Raw genomic sequence first — 26,019 nt, 5'->3', positions numbered from 1 at the left:
AACATTGGTAACAATTTCAACACAAAAAAAGAGTCAGAAGCCTTCACCGCTTTTCTGACTCTCTCAACTAAATTACTACTTCTTCAAATGATAACTATAGGTACTTAAAATAATATTTTCCCGCCAAGCTAGCCGCAAGCGCAGGCGTAGACTTGTTTGATTGTGGAGAATATTTTGCCAACGTTTGTTGGGGACGAACTGCGGGATTAAGACGGTTGTCGTAAAATTCCGCTGGGCAGCCCGCTTGCTGACAAAATCGACATAACGGATAATCGGATTTTCAATCGAACGATAAGAAGAGTGAACCACAGAAAAGCGTACATCTGGAAAATGTGATTTGAATTCCGCTTCGATTTCTTTTTCCTTTTCAACGTCTTCATTTAAAGAAACATGCATTGCAACGACGTAATCGCCAATTGAGCGGGCGTAATTCAACGCACCGATATTCGCCCGTGTGACGTTGCCGACCAGTACAATCACCGTATTCCCTTCAAAATCATGAAGCTGACCAACTTCTTTTTCCAAGCGCAGCTGTTCCGCAACTTTTTTATAATGGTCATGAATTTTATAAAATATGAAGATCAAAATTGGCATAATAATGAAAAATGGCCAGATATCATTTAACCGATAGACAAATAAAATCACAATGATGCTATAAGAAATAAATGCACCAACTAAATTGGCAATCGATTTTTTCAGCCACTTCTCCCCTTGTTTGCGCCAATGAATAACCATGCCGGTTTGCGATAGGGCAAAGGGAATGAAGACTCCGATTGAATACAGCGGAATCAAGCGTTCTGTGGCTCCTTGAAAAATAACTAACAGCACAATAGAGCCAGCAGCCAAAGTGATAATACCATTTGAATAGCCTAAGCGATCGCCACGGTCTTGATACATGTGGGGCAGAAATTTATCTTTGGATAGATTGTAAGACAGCACTGGAAAAGCTGAGAAGCCTGTGTTGGCAGCCACCGCTAAAATTAGCGCTGTCGCAAATTGCAGTAGATAAAATAAAATATTTTTACCGCCGAAGACCGCTTCGCCAATCTGTGCTAAGACCGTCACTTCTGTTTCCGGCACAATGCCGTACCAATAATTTAAAAAAGTAATACCGACAAAGAAAAATCCTAGAATTGCCGCCATCATTGCTAGCGTGCCCGCCGCATTTTTGGCTCTTGGCTTCTTGAAAAACGGCACCGCGTTACTAATGGCCTCCACTCCTGTCAGAGAAGACGAGCCAGAAGAAAAAGCTCGTAAAATCAAAGCCACTGAGATGCCCGGAATCACGGTTCCCGGAATGGCTGTTGCATTTAGCGGCTCTTGGCCGGTAAATATTTTAAATAGGCCAACTAAAATCAATAATGTGATCACAGCGATAAAAGCGTAAACTGGAAACATTAAAAAGCTGGCAGATTCCCGTAGACCCCGCAAATTAATCAGCATAATCAATAATACAATTACAATTGAAATCGCCACTCGATGAGCATAAAGTGAGGGAATCGCAGAAATTATGGCTTCGGAGCCGGCCGAAACCGAAACCGCCACCGTCAGCATATAATCCACCAATAAAGATCCGCCGGAAATCAGTCCAGCGTTCTTCCCGAGGTTTTCACTGCTGACAACATAAGCACCACCGCCATGGGGATAAGCGTGAATAATTTGTCGATAAGATAAAGTCAACGAAATTAAAAGAATAATAACAAAGGCAGCAATCGGCAATGAATACCAAATAGCAGCGGCTGATAAAGTGACCAGTACCAAAACAATTTGTTCTGTCCCATAAGCAATCGAGGACAAGGCATCGGACGATAATAAGGCCAAGGCAGCAAAACGACTTAATTTCTGCTCGTCGTTGTCGCCTGATTTTAACGGTTTACCTACTAAAAGGCGTTTCAAGTAATCCAATTTTTACTCCTCTTTCTGAAATTTTCTCTCTAAAAATTTTCATTCTCAAACAACGCCTAATACTACTGCTAGCGAGGTTTAAAGTCAATTGATATCTGTGTCTTGTTGCGGATTCTCATTATTTTATCTAACAAATTCAACATTCAAAAGACCTGCATTTATTCAATTGTGAAAAAAATTTTTTTCTTGTTCCAAATTTTTCAATATTCGTAAATTCACAGAACTTCCTGTTAAAATTTGACTCTCAATTAAACTAATTTGCTATGCATCAGTTCAAGCCAAAATTATTCTTCAAAAGATATCTCACAAGGCCAGTCGCCTCGTTTTAATGTCTTGTGGCAAAATGATGAGATTTATTTGGTGAAATTTTAAAAGCCTGTGATTAAAGACCTTCACGGTAATCTTAATCACAGGCTTTGCTATTCGTTTAAAAAAATTATTTAACTATCCTAAAGGTTTTAATCTCATAAGGAGTTAAATCAAACTCAATAGCGTTATTTCCAAGTTTCTCCTCATTTTTTTCCATCAAATTTGTAGCAATAATTTCTTTGGTAGGTATTGAAAGATTCACTTTTCTGGAGCCACCAGTATGGTCATGTACTCTTAAAATCCAGCCATTACCATCTTCAGCCACCTTCAAAGCATCTACCATAAGTGGTACTTGGTCAGCTGCTTCGAGTTTAAAATTCAGACTCTCAAGATCTACACCATTAGCTACAGCTAAAGAATCATTAATTTCCCAAGCCTCTTCAACAGTTTTCCCGGCAACAAAATCCCCCTGATGTGGTAAGAGACTATAGATAAACTCGTGATCACCGATATCTGCTGTTGGATCTGGATAAATACCGCCTTTTAGAAGCGTCAATCCCATAACATTTTCCTTGATGTCATAACCATATTTGCTATCATTTAATAGACTGACTCCATAATTTCTTTCTGAAAAATCAGCCCACTGATGGCCGACAGATTCAAACTGAGCAAAATTCCAACTGGTATTGCTATGAGTAGGCCGTTTAACATTGCCATATTGAATATCGAAAGTCGCCTCGGTATTACGAATATTAACGTTGAAGCGGGCTTTCAGCAATCGCTGCCGCTCCTCCCAATGAGATTTTGTCAGAAAATCAATCCGTTTTGTATGATTATAAATTCTCATTTCTTGCGACAGAGTAGATTTTCCAAAGCTATATTCAAAAAGAATTGAAGTGTAGATTGAATTATTTTCCACGATAGTGATAGAATCCGCTTCAAGTTCAATTACTTTTTCTTTGTAAAAAATATCAATGTCCCAAGCATCGTAATTTAATGGCTTATCTTCAAACAGCTGCAGCACATTCCCTTTACCTTCTAAAACCTCACGACTTGCCTCTTTATCGAAAATACTGGTCAACTGGCCTTTTTGATTCCAAGATAGATGATAGAAATCAGTTTCTAAACTGTTCTCAGCAACTTGGCTGACTGCTTTTTTCTGAGTTTTGGCTGTTGTCCCTTCTTCAAATTCAAGCTTTACTTGAGCAAACTGCTCAATATTTTCAATGAGCAGCGTGTAGCCATCTGCTTCTTTCACACTCTGAATTACTTTTCCAGTGGCGTCTTTGTATATTCCTGTTCGTTTTTCCGGAATGGTCACTAAAGTATTTCTTTGCCAGTTAGCTGTATTGATTAGCGTAAGCTTATCTTGATTAGCAGTGGTAAATTCATTCGTTAACTGCTCAAGTTCTGTAAGAACTTCCGCAATTTCTTTTTTGTGATCCTGATAGACTTCTTTAATCGAGGATCCGGGAATAATATCGTGGAATTGGTTTCGTAGCAAAACCTCCCAGATATCATAAAGCTGTGTTTTCGGATAGGTTTGCGCTTCTTGCATTTCTTTGAAACTATATAAAATTTCTAGTTTTCGTAAGGCCAATTCAATTTTACGATTCATTTTTTTAACAAAGGCTTGAGAGGTATACGTCCCCCGATGATACTCTAGGTATAATTCGCCATCCCAAATATGCACAGGATCTGTTGCGTAATCAATTGTCTCATGTAGTTTAGTAAAATAGTCATTTACTTTTCCTGTTTTGACTGCTGGTAAGCCAGGTATTCGGTCCATTCTCCGTCGATTTTCAAGCATATCGCGGGTCACACCACCGCCGCCATCGCCATGTCCATAGGAAAGCAATAGATTACTATTCAATTCCTTATCTGCATAACCTTTATAAATCCCTAAGACGGACTCCGGTTCCAACTCGCCATTATAGGTATAGAACCACTCTTCTGCCCAATCATTATTTTCGCCGACAACTGGTGTCGTAATAAAATGAGTTAAAATATCAGTCCCATCAATCCCCCGCCAATAAAAAGTATCATGGGGCATCCGGTTAAATTGATTCCAACTAATTTTCGTTGTCATGAAGGTTTCAATTCCTGATTTTTTCAGAATTTGTGGTAAAGCCCAGGAATAGCCAAAAACATCAGGCAACCACAAATAATGCATGTCTTTATCAAACTCTTCTTTGACAAATTTTTTACCATGCAAAATTTGTCGTGTTAGTGATTCTCCCGAAGGAATATTACAGTCAGCCTCAAGCCACATTGCACCGTCGACTTCCCAACGTCCTTCAGCAATTCGTTCTTTAATCTTTTTATACAAATCAGGATAGGCTTGTTTGATATATTTGTAAATTTGCGGCTGAGTTTGCAAAAATTCGTATTCAGGATATTGTTCCATCAAGCGCAGTACTGTTGAAAAACTTCGAGCAGCCTTCTCACCTGTATGTTTCAAACGCCACAACCATGCAACATCAATATGGGTATGTCCGATAGCCGTAATTTCTACTTTGGCGTCTTTCGGTAATTTATCAATTTCTTGGTTTAAAAAATGATCGCTTTCTTTAACTGACTGATAAAAAGTTGCACTTCCAGGGTAGGACCAATCAATTAGGTTAAAAGCATTATTTAGCTGCTTAACTAGCAGATATTTATTTGGATTATCATCTGCTAATTGTTGGGCAGTCTTTAAAACCATGTCGCTTAGGAAAAATAAATCATCGGCAGTTGGCCTTTGCTTAGCTAATTCGGCTGTCCGAAATTCATGTACTTGAATAATTTCCGGGCCACCACCTTCAAGTCCGGACCAAAGTTTCAAGGACACATTAATTTTTTGGTTGCGATATTTTGGGTCAACATACACTTCCTTATGATTTGAATCGACTCCCTGATAAGGCTCACCATTGATAAACATTAAAGATTCAAAGCCATCATTATAGCCTCCGCCTGTTCGACCAAAGTCAAAGATGAACCATAAATTTTCATCATCAGGGATTTCAACCTCTTTTTGAACCCATAAATATAAATCTCGTCCGCGCCACTGCTCGCCTAATGAAATCTTTCCAGAAAAATCTTTCGGTGGGAAAAGCTCTTCTTTTGAAATATCTTCCTGAGCTTGCCAATCCTGCAAGTTAATTAGTTGTGAATAGCGATAATTCTTAAGCTCATCAATTCTTTTCCTCAGCTTTTTTATCGTTAGATACTGTTCAATCATCCTTTTGTTGCTCCTCCCATACTAAATCCTTTAGACATATACGTTTGCGATAAAGCATATAACACGACAACCGGAATCGTGTACAGAACGGAAAAGGCTGCTAGTCTGCCATAATTGACCATGCCAAAATTCCCAAAAAACTGGAAGATGGTCACAGACGCCGGCATTTTATCAGGCGTTTGAATTAAAATGTAAGGAACAAAAAAGTTCCCCCAACTACCTGTAAAGGTAAAAATAGCGACTGTAAAAATCCCCGGTACCATCAATGGCGCAACGACTTTTCTCACTCCTTGCCAAGTAGATGCCCCATCAATCCAAGCAGATTCCTCTAAGTCAATAGGAACTGAATCCATAAAGTTTTTCATCATCCAAATACCATAAGGAAGTGAAGAAGCGGTTAGGAAAAATGTGACTGCAATCAATGAATCCTGAAATTTCAAGAAAATAAATAGCTGATAGACTGGTACAATTACGGCCGTCATTGGTAATGAGGTCATAAAAAGAACTGTCATCAGAAAACTTTTTTTGTATCTTAATTGATAGCGTGATAGCGGATAGGCCGCCAGTACGCATAAGATGACGACAAACAATGCCTGACAACCTGAAATTAATATTCCAATTACAAAAGAGCGAACGATACTTGGATCAGTTAAAATCGAAGTAAAATTTGAAAAAGTAATTGATTCAGGGATTTTTAATGACTGGATGGCACCTGTATCAACTGAGGCAAAAAGCATCCATAATAGTGGTAATAAAAATAAAAGTGCCAACGCTGAAAGTAATACATAATGAACAATCGTTTCGATTTTTTCAGAGCGTTTAACCATCTCTTTCACCTACACCTTCACTTTTAGAGTTTTCATGTAAATTAGGCTAGCAGCCGCCCCTAATGCTAAAAGAACTAGGGAAATTGCTGTTCCGTAGCCAAGTTGATAACTGACAAAGGCTTGCTTATACATGAACACTGGTAAAGTCGAAGTTTGATTACCCGGTCCACCACCTGTCATTGTGTAAATCAATGTAAAGACGCCTAATGTTTGCAAAGTTACTAACATTAGATTTGTCGAAATAGTCCCTTTTACCATTGGAATAGTAATTTTCCGAATGACTTGCCATCTAGAAGCACCATCCATAATAGCTGCTTCTTCGACTTCTTTTGGAATATCATCTAATGCAGACTGAAAAACCATCATTGAAAAAGCTGTTCCCCGCCAAATATTGGCAATGACAACACTGGCCATTGGAAAAGTAAATAACCAGGCTATTGGCTCAAAGCCCATTAAACCGACTAACCAGTTGGCAGTTCCATTGTCACTTAAAAAAGCCACCCAACAAAAGGAAACAACCACCTCTGGAGTCACCCAAGCTGCGATAATAATTAAGCCGACAACTCGTCTGAAGGTTTTATTTTTTTCTTTCATCATAAAAGCAATTAAAAAGCCTAAAAAACATTGGCCTATCACGGCTGAAAACAAAACAAAGACAATTGTCTTTACTACACTAGTCCTAAAGTCCGGATCACCAAACATCCGGGTAAAATTCTCAAAACCAATAAATTTCAACTCACTTGCCGCTGCACCAGTTAAAGCCAAATTGGTAAATGAAAATATAAATGTTAAAATAATTGGCCCCACAAAGAAAATCAATAATAAAATCCAAGAAGGTGTTAAGAAAAATATTGCCTTCTTATTATCTGAAAATGCCTTCTTTTTGCCGGGTAGTTGTGCCGATTTCTCCATCTGATCCACCTCCAAATAAATAGTCTGTGACATAAGTTGGCATGTAGCTTTTGATGCATTTTTTGCCTAGCATAATTTCACTTAAAAGTTATGTCACAGACTTTATCGATTGTTGCTAACTACTCAACATTTTCTTCTCCGACAATTCTTGTAACATTTGTTGCATATTCAGCAGCAGCTTCTTCTGGAGTTTTACTACCCGTTGCAACTGCCTCTACCATTGTTTGAATTTCGACAGAAACGTTCGGATATTTGTCATCAGCTGGTCTGAAATGTGCGTAAGATAAAAACGAAGTTGCTTCTTCAATGAACGGTTGTTCAGTATACTCAGGTAGCTGTGCTGAGTCATCACGAACAGTTAGGTTGCCTTCTGCAATCGCACGGGCGGCTTGTTGTTCTTCCCCACCTAATGCTTGAATTACACGCCAAGAAGCTTCTTTGTTTTTAGCTTTTTCAGGAATAGCCCAAGTCCAGCCACCAGACATTGTTGTAAATGGTGGTTCGCCGCCATCTTGAGTTGGCATTGCCGCAAAGCCAAAGCGTTCTGTCATATTTTCAACTGGTGTAGAGCCTGTTTCCGTCCAGTTACCAGAACTCCAAAATCCATCTAAGACCATACCGACTTGATCATTAGGGAACATATCTTGGAAAATTACAGAACCATAGTTACTATTAATCGCAATAGAAAGAGATGGTCCTAAGCTCTTTTCGTTATATACTTCATTTACAAAATTCAAGGAATCAATAATACCTTGCGAATCAACAATCCATTTTCTAGATTCAGAATCAAATAAAGTATCTTCTGTTCCGTACAAAAGCATCTCAAAGGTTTGCATTGAAACCGATTCTCCATTGGCTTTAGCAACCCCCATTGCAAATGGAATCACATCAGAGTTAGAAGATTTGATTGCCTCAGCTGCCGAAATAATATCTTCCCAAGTTTCCGGTTGCCAATCTGTAGGCAAGCCTGCCGCTTCAAAAACATTTTTGTTATACCAGATTCCCCGCGAATCAGAAGTACCCGGGACAGCATAGACACTGCCGTCTTGAGCAGTTACACCAGTTTTTAATTCTTCTGTATAATTGCTCCATTGATCCCAATCTGCTAAATAAGAATCTAGATTAGTTAAGTAACCTGCATTGGCATCAGAATTTAACATAAAAGTATCTTCTGCTACTATATCTGGGGCAGTACTTTCTGATTGCATAGATAGAGCAACTTTTGAGAAATAATCTCCTTCACTTGCGGTGATTGGCGATAAAACAATTTTAATATCATCATTTTCTTTTTCAAATTCAGGGATAAATGTTTCGTTTAAATAATTGGTCATCTTATCGTTATCACCCGTGTTACGCCAAGTGATTTTCACTTCGGTTTTCCCTGAACTATCTCCACTACTGCCGCTATCAGCTGTGGAATTATCTGACCCTCCACAAGCACCCAATGCTAGTGATGCACAAAACAAACCTGTTGCAAATGCCATTTTCTTTTTAAACACCATTACTTCTTCCTCCTAAATCTAAATTTTTAACAAGCTTACCTTCTGTAAGCGCTTTTATAATAACGCAGTTTTCTTCCCTTCGTAAATTCGTATTTTCTCGAAAAATATCGTTTTCTTGACTATATTATCATTTTTGTAGACTAAGTAAAAAAGTGAGTATTTTTATTAAATAACCTTCATTGACAAGCCCTCGCTTTTTTTAGATAATTGTGAAAACGCAACCAATATTGTGCTTGTTTCCATGAAAGGAAGAGTAAAATATTATGAAATCAAAAACCTACCGAAAAATTTTCTTTTCTTTTTTACTAGTCATTTCTATTTATTCTATTTTTGTTATTTACATTTTTGCAAAAAATGAAATTGATCAGCACCACGCTGAAGAGAATATGAAGTCGCAACTTCTTTTACAAAACATTTCATTTCAGCTGGATCAGCAAATGAATTTTGCCATGAGTTCATTTACTTCACTGGCTGATCAACCATCCGTGGTCGAATATAGCCAAACCTCTATGACAGACTATGATTTGTATTCAAAAGTATACGATGAAATTAAAGCCAATAATGTGCTTATGAAGACTCCTAGTTATTCTGTTGCTGTGATGAATTTGAAGAACAATCTTGTAGTTAGTTCAGATGGCTATTTTTTAAAGTTTGATTTCTTAAACTTTTTAACTAAAAATTCCAGTGTTGATACTTTATTAAATGAGATTGTCAATTCAGAATACGATGTCTCAGTTGTGGAGACACAAAATGACCAATTCATTTTAATTTATAAAAAAGCTATTGCTGATGAAACAACTTACTTTTTGGCATACTGGAATAAAAATGAAATGACTACTTTACCTCTAGACAATCTACAAATAGTCAGTGCCCAGGCGGTTAATCCAGAAGGAAATTTGCAAAATATCTCAACTGACAATACTATATCTAGCGAAAACCTCGAACCTGCTGGGATAACTAAAGAATCCGATCTATTTCCATTCTTAACCTTTGCCCTGCTGTCTCAAGATAACTTTTCCGGCGTATCCCTTACTACAATCTCTTCTTTATTATTACCAGTCTTGTTACTGGGAATAATTGGCTCATTTTTACTCTTTGCATTAAGTAAACGCACCTATGAACCGTATCTCCAAGCACTTAACACTGTAAAATCTAATTCAAGTATTAATTTGTCTGATAGTGACCTATCGTTAGCAATGAATGAAATTATTGAGCGTTCCACCAGCCTCAATTCTTTTCACGGAAAAGTCTCAGAAGAAATAAAGGAACTCTTTATCAAGAATCTACTGCTTAACCAATATGATATTATGCAAACAAAAAATTTGTTACCATCTTTCCATCTTGAACATTTAAATAGTAAAGGTTTTATCGTCTTCCTTTCCTTTTTGGAAGGCACAGCTAAAGATGCAGCACTTGAGACAGCCGAAATCGGTAGGGCTCGAAAATTACTGTTGCAGGAAATTGTCCCCGAAAGTAATTTTGAAACAATTTCTTTTAATGAAAACAACTTCGCCGTAATCATAACTGGTTATCGGCAATCAGAGATTTTATCTGCCCTCGATAATTTCCGGGAAAATATTGCTGATTCTGCAAACTTGAATATCTACTATTTTCTATCTAAGCCCTTTAGCAATATCGAAACGTTTAAATCTGTTTTTCTTGAATCCTATGATTGGTTAATTGAATCCTTCACAGAATCGTTATCTGAACAGACGCATTTTGAACAAGAGTATGTTGGGACAAGTTTTTCTTATTCGGTTGAAGAGGAGCAACAACTGATTCATTACCTGAAGGTTGAAGATTTTCGACACGCCACTCAAATATTTAAGCATATTCTCGGCGATAATTTGCAGCATGATGCTGAACTAAAAAATATTTTTGATTTTACAACTGCCTTCAGCTTAACTATCAAACGAATTATCGTTGAAAAAAATCTTGACTCAGCAACTTTTTATAAGAAAAACAAAAATGACTTTGAGTTATTACGTTATGGAACAAGCCCAGAACAAGTAAATATGGCCTTAGAGAATATTTTTAGTCACTTAATTGAAAGTATCCAAGAACTTTCAAATTCGAGTATTTCAAAAATCGACGAAATTATTCACTACATCAACGAAAATTATCAAGAAGATTTATACTTAGGTGCTATCTCTGAAAAGTTTGGTCTCACTGAATCTTATTTAAGCCGGTTAATAAAAGAAAAACTGGATATGACTTTTAAGACTTACTTGAATAATCTAAGAGTCCAAAAAGCTAAAAATATTATGGCTTCTAGTAATGTCTTAATTCAGGAGGTTTCTGAAATTGTTGGATTTAAAAATGTGAACTCTTTTATCCGTGTTTTTAAGCAAATTGAAGGAATTACCCCCGGGCAGTTTCAGCGGAAAAAAGATAAAAGCTAAGTAAGAAAGGAGGAAAGTATTTCAAAAATTAGCTTGCTTTTTCCTTTAATGATATTTCGACTCAGCCATTTTTATCTGCCCCCTTTGACACGCAACGTGTCAAAGGGAATAATAAGGGTGACACACAATGCATCGTGTAATTTAGCAGATTCTTGTCATAATAAAGTCAGGGGGATAAAGATGGATATTGGGGCAAAAATTAAAGAGCAGCGCCTGCATCATGGATTGACACAAGAACAGCTTGCTCAGCATTTAAATGTTTCTCGTTCAGCCTTATCCGGTTGGGAAGTCGGCCGCAATTTACCAGATATTGCCAGCTTGATTCAACTTGCCGACCTCTTTCAACTTTCCCTAGATCAATTATTACGGGAGGAATTGAAGATGAAAGAATTTTATGTGAAGGATCAACCTTTGAATACTAGCCGGGATTTTGAATTTATGGATAGCTTTGGCAATGCTATTTATCAAGTAAAGGAAGTCAGTTTGTTGCCAACACCTAAAAGCTATCACCTGTATCAAAATCAGAAAAAAATCGGAGAAATTAGTCAGCGGCGCTTCAATTTCCTACCTCGTTTCTATATTAAGATGACCGGTTTCAAACAAGTGCTCATCAAAAAAGATATCGAAGCCTTTCGCACCAGCTATCAAATTCAGGGAGAATCTTTGAGCATTAGTCCCGGCTGGCTCACCAAAAATTTTGACGTCATGCAAGCGGGTCGAAAAGTCTTAACGGTCAGTGAAGGTAATCCTCTTTGGCCAAATGGGTATCGGATTATTATTTTAGATTTGGCTCTTGAAAAATTGCTGATTGGCTTTATGGCCGGAATTTTGCTGATGCAAAACTTTGAAAGACCCTATACGGAAAAATAATGGACAACAAAAATAGCTGTTAAACCCGGATAAATGTATCGACGTCCAAAAGTTAGACCAAAAATCTAACATTTTGGGGCCACTACAAAATTGCTCCGCTTGTTTAGCAGCTATTTTTTTTTGCAGGATTGCTTTTATTGATTTTTTAAAAAGCTAGAAATATATGTTTTGGCCAATTGCAAGCTAGCTTGATTATTCGGCCAATAAAGCTGTTTTTCAATTGCTGACTGCCAAGGTAGCCAACGATATGCTTGATGTTCTGCCGCTGCTATCACTACCGACGTTTCTTCAGTAATCCCTAAAAAGACTTCTTTTTGAATCAACAACTGCTCAGCTTCAACTAACACTTCTTGATGGCCTAAAGAAATCAATTTTTCTGGTGCCAGTTGGATGCTTGTCTCTTCATTGACTTCTCTGATGGCCGCTGCTAAAGCGGTCTCGCCGTTCTCAATGCCGCCAGTGATTGGCTGCCAAAAAGTATAATCGAAATTGTCTACTTGTAAAATCAGCAGACTGGCTATTTTTGAATTATAAAGCCACACTTCAACACTTGCCTTATTCTGCATCTTTCACCTCAGAAATTTTTTAGCCATAAAACGAAATTGCATTTTTTACCATAAATTTCAGCGACAAGCCTATTCAAAAATCGGCCACTGGCGGGTGGTATCAAAACTTTCAGCTTCATCTTGAGCCTTTTTAACAATCGCATCTGGATAATCCAGCACCTTCAATAAGCGAATTGCATTTCGGGTTCTGGCTGGTCCCTGGCGCAAGACATAATCAAAGGAGACCCCTTGGCCTTCTGTCACCTGTTCTTCAAAATGGACATCTGTACAATAGTTTTTCAAAATTTCGGTTAATTCAATATCGTGGGTGGCCACATAGACTAATGACGGGTAGTCGCTCAGCCATTTGACAATGCTGGCGGAGGCGGAAATTCGTTCAATTGTATTGGTTCCCTTTAAAATTTCGTCAATAAAACAATAGCAGCGTTCTTTGGTTTTCACCTTTTCTAAAACCCGCTTGATGGATTTAATTTCAGCGACAAAATAACTGTCGCCTTCAAAAATATCATCCTCCACCGCCATTGAGGTCAGCACATGGCCCCGCTCTAAAATAAATTCTTCCGCCAAACAGGTATAAATCGTTTGCCCTAAAATACAATTTAAGGCAATCGCTCTGACATAGGTTGATTTCCCTGAGGCATTGGAGCCGGTCACCAGTGTATTTTTCTGCCAGTCAACGGGATTGGCTACCGCATTTTCAACGAGGGGATGATAAACTGTTTCTCCTTCGATGCCGCCTTTTTGAAAGGTCGGCGGACAGCTGACTGGCAACAGTGAGCGATAATTCAAGACGGCTGCGGCTACCTCCAACTTGCCTAGGACCTGCCACAAATCAATCGCTTCTTGATTGTGCTTAGCTATCCGGTCAACAACAAAATGATAGGAAATAAACGGCAGCATCAGCATAATATTAATGTATTCAAAAAACATTTCTGATTCGCTGTTAGATTTAATTCTAAAGGAGACGGCAAATTTTAAAATACTCTGCAACGGTTTAAGAGATTGTTTAATCTCTGCTTGTTTTGGCGTTGCGACTTTAGAAATTTTCTTAGCAGTGCTAATCGACTGCACCAGATAAGACATGCTGCTTAATTCCATATCGAGTTCTTGCTTTTTCGTCTGGTAGTAGACAATATTAAAAATAATTGCCCCTAAAGCAATAAAAAGCCCAATGCCTAAATTAAGGAATAGCAATAAAATACCAAAAAACGGCAGCAGCCCCAGTAAAATAAAGAACCCTAGCGAGCCTAGGCGATTAGTTGCGCTTTGGGATAAATAGCGCACAACAAAGTTTTTGTCCCGTTTGCCTAATTTAGCAAAGGCATACTCGACATCTTCCCGCTGCTGGGGATTTTCCTGATAAAAAGTGATTAATTCCTCCAGCTCTGCTTGGTCGGCTTCGCTGAAATTAAAACTTCGCAGCCGCTGATACAAGGCTTCAGAACCGATACTGGAATAGGTGTGATTGATTTGGTCAAAAATATCGATTAAATCCAAATCATACCAAGTGATGTCATCGACTTCACTATCGGTAGTATGATATTTTCTAGCTTCTAAATAGGCTTCCTTCAAACTTTTTTCTTTATCAAAAGCGGTGGAGTTGGGTAATTTCCCCCAACCATAGCGAACCTGCCGCCGTAGTTTAATACTATTCCAAATACTAAAAGCAATTAGCAGCACAATCACCGCTAAGATAATGCAAATTATAAATAATTGTTCATTCATGCAAGTGCCCCCTCTTCATCAGCCCATTATACCAAATAAAAAAGCGACAAAGAGAGCCATTTCACAAATCAGAAAAATATTTTTCCGATTTTTCGACCACTAAAAAAAGTCCCCGCCTAATTTAGACGAGGACTTTATCCACACTGCCTGAGTACTCAAAAATTTCAATCTTGATTACTGGTAGAAACCATGAAACTAGATAATAAATTTTTAATGGAAAATATGACTTTCATGGGACTTCTTCGTTAAGACTTTTAGTTTGTCAACAATATATGGATAGAACCAAACGCCGATAACCGCAAAGACGATGAAAATGCCGATTAAAATCGCAATATAAGTCACAGCATTCGGCCAATAAATACCGCCAGCGGATTCCCGCAGCAAATCAACCGCATAGGTAAATGGCAGATACGGATTGATTAATTGGAAGAATTTCCCAGAGACTTGAATCGGATAGTTCCCGCCACCGCCGGAAATCGACAGCACGAGAATAATTATCGCAATTCCCTTGCCGACATTGCCGAACAACGCAACTAGGGTATACACCATCATTGAAAAGACGAGGGCAATCAATAGTGAAAAAATCACGCTATACACTGGTTGCGCCACATCGACCCCCAGCAAGAAAATATTTCCTAACACGACAATAATTCCTTGAGCTAATCCCATTGTTAAAAATGTCAACAGTCGAGCAGAGTAGGTTTCCCGCTTAGAAAATTTACCTTTGTCTTTTTTATCTAAGAAATACTCCGTTGTGGCGATACTGGAGAAGAGAACTGCCCCCACCCACAAACACAGCGCCGTGTAAAACGGCGTGCTGGCGGAGCCGTTATTGTCAATCGGATATAAAATATTTTCCTGTAAGTCAACCGGATTGGCAAAGAAATCACTCTCGGCAGTCGCATCTGATTTTAAGAGTTTGATAATTTCGCCTAAGTCATATTCGCTTTCCCCTTGCCGAATCGCACCGGCGGCTTTTTGAATGCCGGTTTTAATACTCGGCCAATCGTTATTGATTAAATCCACAGCTGAGCCTAGTGCCGTTTTTAATTCGGGTAATTTTTCATTGACCGTCGTCAGTGTGTTTTGGATGTCGGCTTCAATGCCTGGCCAATCATTTTTCAAAAAATTGGCAGCAGTATTTAGCCGCGTTTCCAAAGTTGGCAAGGTATTATTATATAAGTCAGCGCCTTTATTAATCGCAGCTACAATGGTATCCATGTTGTCGTTAAGCATCGTGCTGGCATCGTGGACCTCTTGGCGAATTGCCGGTAGCTGCGCTTGATATTTTTCTAAAATGGTAACGGCGTTGCTGACGGTGGTCGAAGTCGAGGTCAGCAGCGAATTAAAATCAATTTGTTGCGCCTGATTCAACAAGCCCTGCGCAGTATCAATCGTTGTGATTAAATCAGTCAAAATTGTACTAACCGTATTGCTGATACTATCAGCGTCAATGCTTGCGGCCACATTGGCAACGGCATCAGCCGCTGTTTGCAGTTCTGTCAGTAGACTATTGGCTTGATTGATGAAATCATCTGAGTCCACCGCTGAAATTAAATTATTGACCCGTGTTTGCAGTGTTGCCAGATTGGTTTTGGCATTTTGCAGACTGCTGATAATCGTGGCCAAATCTGTGTTCCCAGCAGCATTTTGCAAATCATTTAAAAAGCTAATTAAGTTATCAATAGTAGTTTGCTGTTGCGTCAAGCTATCAGAGAAATTCTGCAGACTTTGCTTAATTGCAGCTTTTTCATCAGGAGTCAGCTGATTATCGGCAATCGCACTTTGAATCGTTGCGCTAATAGAGGACGTGGTAGTCGCAATGTTGCCGATAGATTCCACCACTACCTTGACACTACTAGTAATGCTAGGCAGCGCATTTTGCAGCTGCTCTGCACCATTTTTAGTCGCCGTCGCAAACTCATCTGCCTGTTGGCCTAGTTGTTCAATTTCCGGCAAAGCCGTTTGCACCTGCTGGATTATTTGCAGCCCTTGTTTAGCTTCGTCAATTCCTTCGGTCATCGTGTTTGCCACAGAATCAAAATCACTATCGATTTCTGCCAGCTGTTGACCAGCGCTTTGAATTTCAGGGATTTTTTCCTGTAGGGTTAAAATAATACTCGCCTGTTGTTTTAACTGAGGCATTTTGTCATTTAAATCAATTAATTTTTCCCCAAGGGCATCGACCTCTGGCAGATAATCAACAAACTGATTCGCTAAATCCAATTTGTTTTCAATATCTGGAAGTTGATCGTTTAGCTCCAGCACTTGATTTAAATAGCCGTCAATGGTGTCCATATTTTCATCTGTATCTAAAATCAAACTCTCTAATTTATTAATGCTTAATAAATTAGCGTCAATATCATAGCCGACTTCATTGAAAACTTTGACCAAAGTATCACTGGCGGTGCCGACAAATTGACTGGAAATCATCGTTTGAATCGTCGTCGCCCCTTTATCGGTAATTTTCGGCGCAATCGCATTAATTTTTTGATTCAAGGTGTATTCAATTTGCGGTTTTTTGATGTCGCCAGTCGTAAAACTCAATAGATCCTCAGAAAAATCGCTGGGAATCACAATCCCCGCATAATATTTACCAGATTTCACGCCTTCTTCTAAATCCGCTTCTGATTTAACAAAGACCCAGCCCAGCTGGTCATTGTCGTGGAGTTCTTCAATCACCTGATCGCCGATATTAATCGTCTGGTCATTGAAGGTCGCATCTTGGTCTTCACTGTATACCGCCACCGGTAATTCTCCGGTATTAGAATACGGGTCCCACAGGGCTTTGATATTGAACCAAGCATACAGGGATGGAATGACCATCAGTGCGATTATTAATAAGGTAGCAATCGGATTTTTGAAAATCCGTTTCCAGTCTAAAATATATAAGGTAAAGGTATTTTTTATATGTTGTAAAGCATCTTTTCCGTGTTTCACTAGTCTTCCCTCTTTACGTTTCTTTGCCAAAAGCCAACCGATTCTATCGCTCAATAAATGTAGCAGAATTCCCAGCATCCCTCAACTGACAAAGCCTTGCTGCAACCCACTTTTTCGACAAATTACGACAGGTGTCGTATTGAAAACTCTTTCTTGTTAATTTTTTCTTAAAAGTTCTTCTCTCGTTTTTTACTTTAGCATGGGAAGCGACCGTGAACCATTGTTATGCCTTGACTTGTGCAAAATATAGCAAGCAAACCGCAAATTTTTTTCTGCGAAACTTTTAAAAATAACCTGCATAAAAATAAGCGGCAAGCAACGAAAGCTCTATGTCTTCATCACTTGCCGTTTATAAAAACGATTATCGACTGCCAAAGCTGGAAAATCAGCCGGCAATTCATTTTTTTTTATTTCTATGAAGTTATTGCGCTGGTAAAAATGCTGGGCTGCTTGAAAAACTTCATTTGTACCCAAATAAATTTCTGAAAAATGCTCTCTTTGAGCAAATTGCAGCAGCGCCTCCAGCAAAGCTGCTCCGACCTTTGCCTTGCGAAACTCTGGAGCCACAAACATTTTTTTCAATGCTCCTTGCTGATTGTTAAATTTCGCCAGGGCAATCGTCCCGATTAGCTGGCCTGCTTCCGTAACAGCCAGCCAAAAATTTCCACCGGCTACTGATACACCTGTGGAATTTGCAATAAATCCGGCTGCTCTGCTAAGCCAATCGCAATGCCGAACTCTTCCCGTTGAATATCACAGATAAATTGAGCAATCTCTTGTGCATTTTCATTGCTAAAGGGTTGAATAATTATTTTCATAAAGACCTCCAATTTTGCCTTCTGCTTGTCACTTCTCAGTGCTGCTTTTCAAATGAATAGACTAGTAACGGCAGCGTACGCCCGGGAATACTTGTAGGCCGTTCGCTAAGATATTCAAAACCGTATACTTGGTAAAACTCTTGAGCATGGGGATCAGATACCACATATAATTCACTGACATCGTTTGCTTTGCACCACTCAAAAGCTGTTTGCAAAAGCCTTGCACCAATTCCTTGTCGAATCACTGTCGGATTGACAAAAAGATTATCCAAAAAAAATTTTCCTGCTGGATATTCCTCCTCAAAGACAATTGAAAAATACCCCAATAGCTGCTTTTGATTCTCTGCTACTACAGTAGTGCTTTTTTCAAGATATTCTGGCGTGATAGTCAAATCTTCCCGCCATAATTCCAAATATTCCTGTGAATATTGCCAATAACTTTTAGCCGCAAAAGTTAGTTCGGTTAGTTTTTCTGCATCTTGCTGCGTTGCTGGTCTAAAATTCATCTAACGACTCCTTTATATGGCTCCTTTTTACAGACTGTTTTGTTCTACCATTTGCTTTTACTTTAACAACATCTTCACGACAAAATCTCAAAACGATTGCTACCACTACGATTGATTTTTTCAGCAAAAGCTAAAATGGCCCGATAAACTTTTTTCATAAAACAAAAATCCGTTAACTCAGCAAAATCTATTTGCGGTAAAACTTTAAAAGTAACCATCACTTTTTCTTCAGAAATAGCTATCGCAATTTCTTTTATATATTGCAACTGCCGCATCCCGACAGCCTGATAGCCAGCCTGCGCCACGCGAGACGTGGTGATATCTAGCTTATCGCTGAAAATCAAAGCCAAAGTCATCAATTCAGTTGAATTAAATCCATTGCTGTGATTTTCAATTGCCGACAAGATTAACTCTTGGTGGGGAGGAGTCAAATGATGGGTTGCGAAATATTTTTTCGCAAAGTCCCGGCCTCTTTTCGCATGTCCTTCTTTTCCTTGAAGAGCACCCGTATCATGCAAGATTGCCGCAATTTTAGCCGCCTCCAAATAATCTTGGGGCACCGTCAGCTGCTGCAAAATGGTCTCCACCATTTTAGTGACATTGTTGACATGATCCCAATTATGATAAGCCCAGCCACCAGTCGCATCTTCAAACTCGCCAATTTTTTGATAGTGGGCCTGCAAAAGCGGGTCTTGATAAATACTTGCAAACATTTCCTCCGCCTTCTTTCAAAATAATATTTCTTTATCATACCATAGAAATAAGTTGTGCTTTACTGGAAAAAAGCTGCCAGCAACAACAAAACTATATTATACTAATAATTAGCAGTTTATTTTTTACGATTACTCTGCCAGTATAGAAAAGAGGCCTCCTGTGAACAAATACTTGTCCAAGCTGAAGCGCCAGCATTTAATTATTTTATTGATTTTAGCTTTCATTGCTCTGCTGTCCATTTTTCCAGCGGCCTTAGGAAATTTTGTCTACTGGCAAGACGACATTCACTTTCATGTAAATCGCTTGGAAAGTTATACTGAAGCTCTGAAGCATTTAGATTTTTTCCCGCGAATCTTTAGCAGTATGGGAAATAATTTTGGTTATGCAGCTGATCTTTTTTACCCTTCTATTTTATTGACTCCTTATGGCCTATTCCGGCTCCTTGGCTGTAATTTTAGCCAAGCTTTTTACTTATTTCATTTCACTGTGAGTTTTGTAACAGCTCTCATTGCGTTTCTTTGCTGTAAAAAATTTGGCCAACCTGCTAAAGTCAGCTTACTTTTTTCAGCTTTTTATACTCTGTCCACATATCGCCTCATCGACCAAAATGTTCGCGGCGCTCTGGGAGAAACGATTGCCTTTGCTTTTATCCCTCTGGTTTTCTATGCCCTGCAGCAAATTCTATTTGCCAAGAAAAATAACTGGCTGCTGTTGGCCTCCAGCTTAACTTTTCTAATCGCCAGCCATTTGATTACTGCTTTTTACACTGTCATCGCAGTGATTATTTTCTTTGGCATCTGGACTCTAAATGCCAAAAAAACGGCTATCAAGCTGGCCTTTATCACTCTAGTAAAGGCTGCTGCAGCAACGCTTCTATTCTCTGCTTGGTTCTGGCTACCGTACCTTGAACAAGTTTCAGCTATTGAATTTAATTTCTCTAAAACCAGTTTGTGGAGCTCTGGCCTTGATTTTTCTTTGGGGACGTTATTACAAAATACTATCTCAAATGCCGGCCGTTCAGCTGACGGACTGGAACCTAATTTCGGCATTCTCATTTTAATCGCTATAATCGCTGGTTTGCTTCTCTTTAAAAAAATATCAAAAACTGAAAAACTACTGCTAGCCATTACCATCGTATTCATCCTGCTTTCGACCAATCTTTTTTTCTGGTCTCTTTTTAAAGATACTTTTTTAGCCGTGGTCCAGTTCCCTTGGCGCTTATTAATTTTTGCCAGTTTTTTCGGCTCTCTCCTAGCGGCACTTTTAGTCAGCCGCTTAATCAACTTAGAAAATAAATTCAATTTCATTTTAGCAATGTGGGCAATCTGCTTTTTGACCATCAGCTTTAATGGCAATGTCTATGCCCGCTCAGAATATAACCGAAGTTCTTTTTTAGACAACGAAAATTACACTGAATTTGATAGCAGTCAATTAGGTCACGGAAAAGAATATATAAAAAAAGACACACCCGCTAATTATCTGTTGCAAAATCCATATCCCAAAATCAATAATTTCCACCAATACCGCACGCTTATCACTCACAGTTATCAAAAAGATACTTACGAGCTCACAACTACAGACGCCACAGCCTTAGAATTACCAAAATTTTATTATCTCGGCTACCAGATTGAAGTAAACGGCACCCCAACCGATTATTACGAACAAAATGGCGTTATCGGCATCGATGTCCCAGCTGGAGAAAATAAGATTGAGGTTGTGTACGGTGGGACTGAAATTCAGCGCTATGGGATTTGGTTGTCACTAGGCAGCTTGATGATTATCAGTATTTGGAAAATCGCCCTTTATTTGAAAACGAAAAAAGTCTGAGTCACTAGCAGGCTTTTTTATTTTCTTTCCACCCGCCCCAGAAAAAAACTACCACAGACAGTTAATCCGGCTAAGAGTAAAAAAATCGGCAGCGAATTGTGCCAGCCCCAAAGACTAATCAAATTACCGCCGACAATCGGCCCGAGGGTAGAACCGATTTTGACTACCTCTGAAATACTGAAGTAGACACCTTTTTCATGCTCCTGTGCTAGTTGATCCACCGCATAATCAAAGCGGGCGCCTAAGAATAATTCAGCAAGTGAGTAACCAACAATAAATAGTAGCAACCAGAATAATTTTGGAAATTGCAGAACTGTCAGCAGACTGCCGGCAAATAAAAGATTGCTGAGGATTAGCACGCTGGCAGAGGAGCGCTGACTGCTGATTTTTAAAATTGGAAATTGCAGCAGAATGATTAAAATGGCACTTAAAGATAACAATAAGCTATATAGCTCTCCGCCTTCGGGTGAGCGCCAAGCCAAAAATTGTGCGATTGTTGAGTTGAGCTGTGAATAGCCAAAATAGGAACAGGCCACGCCAAGTAAAAGCCAAATAAAAGTTTTTTTCAATTTGAAATTTGATCGTGGATTTTCCTTTGTAAAATTTTTCTCCGCAGGAATCTGCAAGCTATCTTCTGCTAAAAAAAGATTTTCGATTCCCACCACTATATAAGCCATGCTTAAAAAAGATAAGGCTGCACGCTTTGCTCCAGATGAAAAAAGGAGTTGAGCAAGGGTCCACAAACAGCGCCAAGATTAATGGCGCCATAGCGTAAATTAAACAGCAGTAGCCGTTTTTTTCCGCCGGATAAACTGAGGGCTTTTTTACAAGCCGGCTCATAGAGAACATAGCAGATACCGTTTGCTGCATTTAGTAGGAGAAACTGAGAAAAGTTTTCTGCCAATGAGATACCTAAAAAAATTACACCCCAGACAATTGGTACTGCAATCAATAGCTTTTTTAAGGCTATGCGGTCAACTATTTTCCCAGAAAAAAAGGAACACAGAACGCTCAGCAAAGGATTGACGCCAACAATCAAGCCCACTTCAGCGGGAGTGAAGCCGGCTTTTTGGTTCAAATAAATTGCCAAATAAGGAACACTCATAAAGTAACAGACTCTAGAAATCAATGTGCCAGATAATAATATTTTGCTATTGCGCTGCTTTGCTTTCATAAAAAAACCTCCCTGACATGTGATACACTGAGTATAAAAAGAACTGCTGACAGGCGCTTAAAAATGTCAGTATACTCACAATTCGGAGGTGAGCCTATGCATTATGGGAAAAATTTAAAAGCAGTGCGCAGAGCTAAAAGGGTTAGTCAGGAAACTTTAGCCACCGGAATTATGTCTCGCTCAAACCTCTCTAATTTTGAAAATGAGTTGTATATTCCTAGCTTTGACAAGGTATTAGAATTATTGCGGCGCTTAAATATTAGCGTGGAGGAATTTTTAGCCCTGTGTTCGGCTGATTACCAGCTGCTGCAAAACTTGCGCAGACAAATTATCGCCGCTGAAGCCTTGGGGGATTTGGCAACTATAAAAAAAATCAATCATCGACTCGCCAATTTAGCCGAAAAAAATCTAGACTTTGCTGATTTATTTCTGCTGACTAATTATGTCCTCTTCATTGCGGGAGAGGACACGCCGCTGACCTACTTAGAAATAAAAGAACAAGCTGGCCAAACACTTTTGCGCAATGACATCTGGTATAGTCAGGATTTTAGGCAGTATAATAATTTTTTTCATCTTTATGCTTTAGCTGAAAATCAGATTTTTTATTATGCCGCCCGTAAAAAATATCTGCGGGAACAGACACTTTTGGAAACTCCTTACTTAGTCAATTTATCTTTGAATTATTTCATGCAGCTGGCGGGCTTAGCCCATTGGCATGAGGCCCGCGAAATTTATCATTTTACCGAAGAATTGATTGACCAACATCAGCTTAACCCGCAACGGAAAATTCTCGACCATTTGCGCTATTCCTTAACTGGAACCATAGAAAATCAACAAGCTATCGACGAAAAATTACTGCACTATCTTCAGCAGGTAATGGTGTTTGCTGGAAAAAATGCAAGCCAATAAAAAAATCAGTGCCGCAAAGTCAGAAGAAAATTCTAACTTTACGGCGCTGATTCTTTGAGTAATCGACATTAATTAAGCTTCAAATTGATTGGTTTCAGCTAATTCTTTAAACCAGTAGCCGGATTTTTTGATTGTCCGTTTACCATCTTGATCGAGGTCAACAGCAATAAACCCGTAGCGATTTTTATAGGCATTCATCCAAGACCAGTTATCCATGCAAGTCCACATATGATAACCTAAACAATTAGTACCTTCAGCAATCGCTTGTGAGACATATTTTAAATGGCCGCTGATAAATTCAATCCGGTAATCATCTTCAATCTGGCCATCGGCATTAATGTATTTTTCTTCCCCTTCAACACCCATGCCATTTTCGGAAATAAAACACGGAATGTTGCCGTAATTTTCCCGGGTATTCGTCAAAATATCGTAGATGCCTTTTTCATAAATTTCCCAACCACGATAAGGATTCATTTTTTTGCCGGGCATATCATAATTATCAAAATAATCGTCCGGCATCGGACCATGACTGTGATCGATTGGCGTTTCTTTGGCTTTGATGCGCCGTGGCTGGTAATAATTTATTCCCAACAAATCGACGGTATTATTTTTAATTGTTTCTAAATCGCCGGCTTGAATTTCCGGCAGCATGTCCAACTCTTTTAAAATCGTCACCAATTCTTCGGGAAACTCGCCTTTAACAGCTGGGTCCAAGAATGAACGGTTGAAGAAAGCATCGGCAATTTTTGCGGCCTTCACATCTTCAGGATTTGCTTCATCTCTTGGATAACTTGGCGTCAAATTCAAAATAATTCCAATTTCGCCAGGTAAATTCATGGCATGATAAGCTTCAATTGCTTTAGCGCTGGCTAAATTCTCGTGATAGCCAACAATTACTGCCTTGCGCATATCAATTTCATTTGGATAATGAAATTGATAAAGATAGCCGCCTTCAACTGGTACTACCGGCTCATTATGGGTAAACCATTTTTTCACACGATCGCCAAATAATTCAAAACAAGTCTTGGCAAACTCGACATAGGCGTCCACGGTTTTGCGATTGACCCAGCCGCCTTCTTTTTGCAGCGTCATCGGCATATCAAAATGATACAAATTGAAAAATGGTTCAATACCATTGGCAATCAATTCATCGATGTAGCTGTTATAAAATTTTACAGCCTCAGGATTAACAGTCCCCCGACCTTCTGGAATCAAACGACTCCATTGAATCGATGTCCGAAAAGAATTGTGACCAATTTTTTTCATCAGCTGAATATCTTCTTTGTATTTTTTATAGACCTGCGAAGTTTTTTCTGGTCCTACGCCGTTAAAAAATTTTTCCGGCTCCTCCTGGTACCAAAAATCCCAAATGCTGTCTCCTTTCCCATCATTCGGGAAACGTCCTTCTGTCTGCGGCCCGCTTGCTGAAGAGCCCCACCAAAAGTTTTCTGGAAATTTATATTGCATCCTATTCTTCCTCTCTTATGTTTTAAGTATATGATACCTAACAAAATGAATTAAATCAATCATTTTTAAAACTATGACTAGACATACTCGAAAAATTCTGCTAAATTATGAAAGTAATCGATTGCAAGAAAAATTTAGAGGTGAAAAAAATGAATGGGTTTATGGATAAATTATCAGAAAAAATTATGCCCCTAGCAAATAAGCTCGGGCAAAATCGTTATCTAGCCGTTTTAAGGGATGCCTTTATGTTGTCATTTCCATTGACAATGTTTGGCTCAATTGTCGTAGTAATTAACAATTTACCTTTTTTCAGCGATGCCACGAAGGGAACGCTATCTACACTTTTTGGTAATGGGCAAAATGCAACCATGAGCATCATGACGGTTTTTGTTACATTTGGTATCGGCTATTATTTATCAAAATCATATGATGTCGAAGGAATTTTCGGCGGAGCCGTTGCGTTTGCTAGTTTCTTAATTTTAACCCCCTTCTTCATGGTGTTAGAAAATGGTGAGGAAGTTTCAGGCGTGTTATCTTTAGATCGCTTAGGAGCTAAAGGGATGTTTATTGGTATGATTGCTGCCTTTTTAGCTACAGAAATTTACTGCCGCATCACAAAAAGAGGTTGGCAGATTAAAATGCCTGATGGAGTGCCACCGGCTGTTACTAAATCTTTTGCCGCGTTAATTCCGGCGGTTGTCACCTTAACTGTTTTTCTGATTATTAATGCAATTATGACTGGCGTGTTCAATGCAAATCTGCATGATGTTGTTTATGAAGTGATTCAAAAACCATTAACAGGTTTAGGCAGTAGTTTACCAGCCACTTTGATTGCTTTATTTTTAGTTCAGTTCTTATGGTTTTTTGGTTTACACGGACAAATCATTGTCAATTCAGTAATGGATCCAATTTGGAATACTTTAATGTTGGAAAATTTGGATGCCTATAAAGCGGGGCAAGATTTGCCTCACATCATCACCAAGCCTTTCATGGAAACTTTTACCGTTGGCTTGGGAGGTTCTGGTATGACCTTAGCCGTTGTCATTATTATGGCTTTCGTGTTGAAGAAAAAACAATACCGTGACATTGGCCGCTTGGCTTTGGCCCCCGGAATTTTTAATGTGAACGAACCGGTTATCTTCGGTCTGCCAATTGTGTTAAATGCTACCATTCTAATTCCTTGGGTCCTCGCACCATTAGTTGTGACCACGCTAAATTATTTGGTCATGGCGGCCGGCATCGTACCGCCACCAACCGGCGTGTCCGTTCCATGGACAGTACCGATTATTGCCAGCGGAATTTTAGCAACTAATTCTTGGTTAGGCGGAGCCTTGCAAGTTGTCGACTTCCTCATCGTCGCTGCACTTTGGTATCCGTTTATGCGGATGCTAGACCGACAAGAAGTTAGTGACATCTAGTCTCAATC

The 26,019-nt window shown here is 39.0% G+C and carries 20 protein-coding genes; 5 read left to right on the top strand and 15 right to left on the bottom strand.

The genetic code is table 11. The features are described from left to right. Nucleotides 1-75 precede the first annotated feature (75 nt). From ORH16_RS15125 to ORH16_RS15105, 5 genes are all read right to left on the bottom strand, one after another. A complete protein-coding gene (locus ORH16_RS15125; protein WP_265459687.1) occupies nucleotides 76-1,905 on the bottom strand; it encodes an APC family permease in 1,830 nt (609 codons plus the stop codon). Nucleotides 1,906-2,341: 436 nt separating this feature from the next. Further along, nucleotides 2,342-5,434 carry an alpha-mannosidase gene (locus ORH16_RS15120; protein ID WP_265459686.1) on the bottom strand — a complete coding sequence of 1,031 codons (3,093 nt, stop codon included), beginning with the start codon at nucleotides 5,432-5,434 and terminating at the stop codon, nucleotides 2,342-2,344. Beyond that, on the bottom strand, nucleotides 5,431-6,261 hold the full coding sequence (locus tag ORH16_RS15115; RefSeq protein WP_265459685.1) for a carbohydrate ABC transporter permease: 831 nt from the start codon (nucleotides 6,259-6,261) through the stop codon (nucleotides 5,431-5,433). The genes ORH16_RS15120 and ORH16_RS15115 overlap by 4 nt, the downstream gene beginning before the upstream one ends. A 9-nt stretch (nucleotides 6,262-6,270) precedes the next feature. Continuing rightward, nucleotides 6,271-7,173, bottom strand: coding sequence for a carbohydrate ABC transporter permease (locus ORH16_RS15110; protein ID WP_265459684.1), 903 nt, complete (start codon nucleotides 7,171-7,173; stop codon nucleotides 6,271-6,273). A gap of 119 nt (nucleotides 7,174-7,292) precedes the next feature. Then, on the bottom strand, nucleotides 7,293-8,675 hold the full coding sequence (locus ORH16_RS15105; protein WP_265459683.1) for an extracellular solute-binding protein: 1,383 nt from the start codon (nucleotides 8,673-8,675) through the stop codon (nucleotides 7,293-7,295). 263 nt (nucleotides 8,676-8,938) lie between these two features. Between ORH16_RS15105 and ORH16_RS15100 the strand changes: the two genes are divergently transcribed. Both ORH16_RS15100 and ORH16_RS15095 read left to right on the top strand, forming a co-directional pair. Further along, on the top strand, nucleotides 8,939-11,077 hold the full coding sequence (locus ORH16_RS15100) for a helix-turn-helix domain-containing protein (RefSeq protein ID WP_265459682.1): 2,139 nt from the start codon (nucleotides 8,939-8,941) through the stop codon (nucleotides 11,075-11,077). A gap of 180 nt (nucleotides 11,078-11,257) precedes the next feature. After that, on the top strand, nucleotides 11,258-11,947 hold the full coding sequence (locus tag ORH16_RS15095) for a helix-turn-helix domain-containing protein (RefSeq protein ID WP_265459681.1): 690 nt from the start codon (nucleotides 11,258-11,260) through the stop codon (nucleotides 11,945-11,947). A 134-nt stretch (nucleotides 11,948-12,081) separates the two neighbouring features. Here ORH16_RS15095 and ORH16_RS15090 read toward each other — a convergent pair whose 3' ends face one another. The 7 genes from ORH16_RS15090 to ORH16_RS15060 all read right to left on the bottom strand — a co-directional run bounded on the left by ORH16_RS15090 (nucleotide 12,082) and on the right by ORH16_RS15060 (nucleotide 19,215). Continuing rightward, nucleotides 12,082-12,513 carry an NUDIX hydrolase gene (locus ORH16_RS15090; RefSeq protein WP_265459680.1) on the bottom strand — a complete coding sequence of 144 codons (432 nt, stop codon included), beginning with the start codon at nucleotides 12,511-12,513 and terminating at the stop codon, nucleotides 12,082-12,084. A 69-nt stretch (nucleotides 12,514-12,582) separates the two neighbouring features. Then, complete coding sequence (locus tag ORH16_RS15085; RefSeq protein ID WP_265459679.1) at nucleotides 12,583-14,238, bottom strand: MutS-related protein; 1,656 nt, start codon at nucleotides 14,236-14,238, stop codon at nucleotides 12,583-12,585. Nucleotides 14,239-14,448: 210 nt separating this feature from the next. After that, entirely contained in the window at nucleotides 14,449-17,178 is a 2,730-nt protein-coding gene (locus tag ORH16_RS15080; RefSeq protein ID WP_265459678.1) for a YhgE/Pip domain-containing protein, read from the bottom strand. Nucleotides 17,179-17,505: 327 nt separating this feature from the next. After that, nucleotides 17,506-17,877, bottom strand: coding sequence for a GNAT family N-acetyltransferase (locus ORH16_RS15075; protein ID WP_416207873.1), 372 nt, complete (start codon nucleotides 17,875-17,877; stop codon nucleotides 17,506-17,508). Further along, nucleotides 17,850-17,996, bottom strand: coding sequence for a hypothetical protein (locus ORH16_RS15070; RefSeq protein WP_265459677.1), 147 nt, complete (start codon nucleotides 17,994-17,996; stop codon nucleotides 17,850-17,852). The genes ORH16_RS15075 and ORH16_RS15070 overlap by 28 nt, the downstream gene beginning before the upstream one ends. 35 nt (nucleotides 17,997-18,031) lie before the next feature. Further along, entirely contained in the window at nucleotides 18,032-18,502 is a 471-nt protein-coding gene (locus tag ORH16_RS15065) for a GNAT family N-acetyltransferase (protein WP_265459676.1), read from the bottom strand. Nucleotides 18,503-18,576: 74 nt separating this feature from the next. Then, nucleotides 18,577-19,215, bottom strand: a complete 639-nt coding sequence (locus ORH16_RS15060) for an HD domain-containing protein (protein WP_265459675.1) — start codon at nucleotides 19,213-19,215, stop codon at nucleotides 18,577-18,579. Between the two features lie 160 nt (nucleotides 19,216-19,375). Between ORH16_RS15060 and ORH16_RS15055 the strand changes: the two genes are divergently transcribed. Then, nucleotides 19,376-21,043, top strand: a complete 1,668-nt coding sequence (locus ORH16_RS15055; RefSeq protein ID WP_265459674.1) for a YfhO family protein — start codon at nucleotides 19,376-19,378, stop codon at nucleotides 21,041-21,043. Nucleotides 21,044-21,060: 17 nt separating this feature from the next. On the opposite strand, the gene ORH16_RS15050 is transcribed toward ORH16_RS15055, so the two are convergent. Beyond that, nucleotides 21,061-21,708, bottom strand: coding sequence for an MFS transporter (locus ORH16_RS15050; RefSeq protein WP_265459673.1), 648 nt, complete (start codon nucleotides 21,706-21,708; stop codon nucleotides 21,061-21,063). Nucleotides 21,709-21,722: 14 nt separating this feature from the next. Next, nucleotides 21,723-22,217: an MFS transporter gene (locus tag ORH16_RS15045; RefSeq protein WP_265459672.1), complete on the bottom strand. Its 495-nt coding sequence runs from the start codon at nucleotides 22,215-22,217 to the stop codon at nucleotides 21,723-21,725. A 96-nt stretch (nucleotides 22,218-22,313) separates the two neighbouring features. Between ORH16_RS15045 and ORH16_RS15040 the strand changes: the two genes are divergently transcribed. Continuing rightward, complete coding sequence (locus ORH16_RS15040) at nucleotides 22,314-23,126, top strand: helix-turn-helix domain-containing protein (RefSeq protein ID WP_265459671.1); 813 nt, start codon at nucleotides 22,314-22,316, stop codon at nucleotides 23,124-23,126. Nucleotides 23,127-23,198: 72 nt separating this feature from the next. On the opposite strand, the gene ORH16_RS15035 is transcribed toward ORH16_RS15040, so the two are convergent. Then, on the bottom strand, nucleotides 23,199-24,593 hold the full coding sequence (locus ORH16_RS15035) for a glycoside hydrolase family 1 protein (RefSeq protein ID WP_265459670.1): 1,395 nt from the start codon (nucleotides 24,591-24,593) through the stop codon (nucleotides 23,199-23,201). Nucleotides 24,594-24,742: 149 nt separating this feature from the next. Between ORH16_RS15035 and celB the strand changes: the two genes are divergently transcribed. Beyond that, entirely contained in the window at nucleotides 24,743-26,011 is a 1,269-nt protein-coding gene (celB, locus tag ORH16_RS15030) for a PTS cellobiose transporter subunit IIC (protein ID WP_265459669.1), read from the top strand. Nucleotides 26,012-26,019: the final 8 nt, after the last annotated feature.

Origin of the sequence: Enterococcus sp. HY326 (assembly GCF_026157065.1) — a bacterium.
GTDB lineage: Bacteria > Bacillota > Bacilli > Lactobacillales > Enterococcaceae > HY326.
The sequence above is the reverse complement of the archived record's forward strand: the minus strand, read 5'-3'. Positions and strand labels throughout refer to the sequence as shown.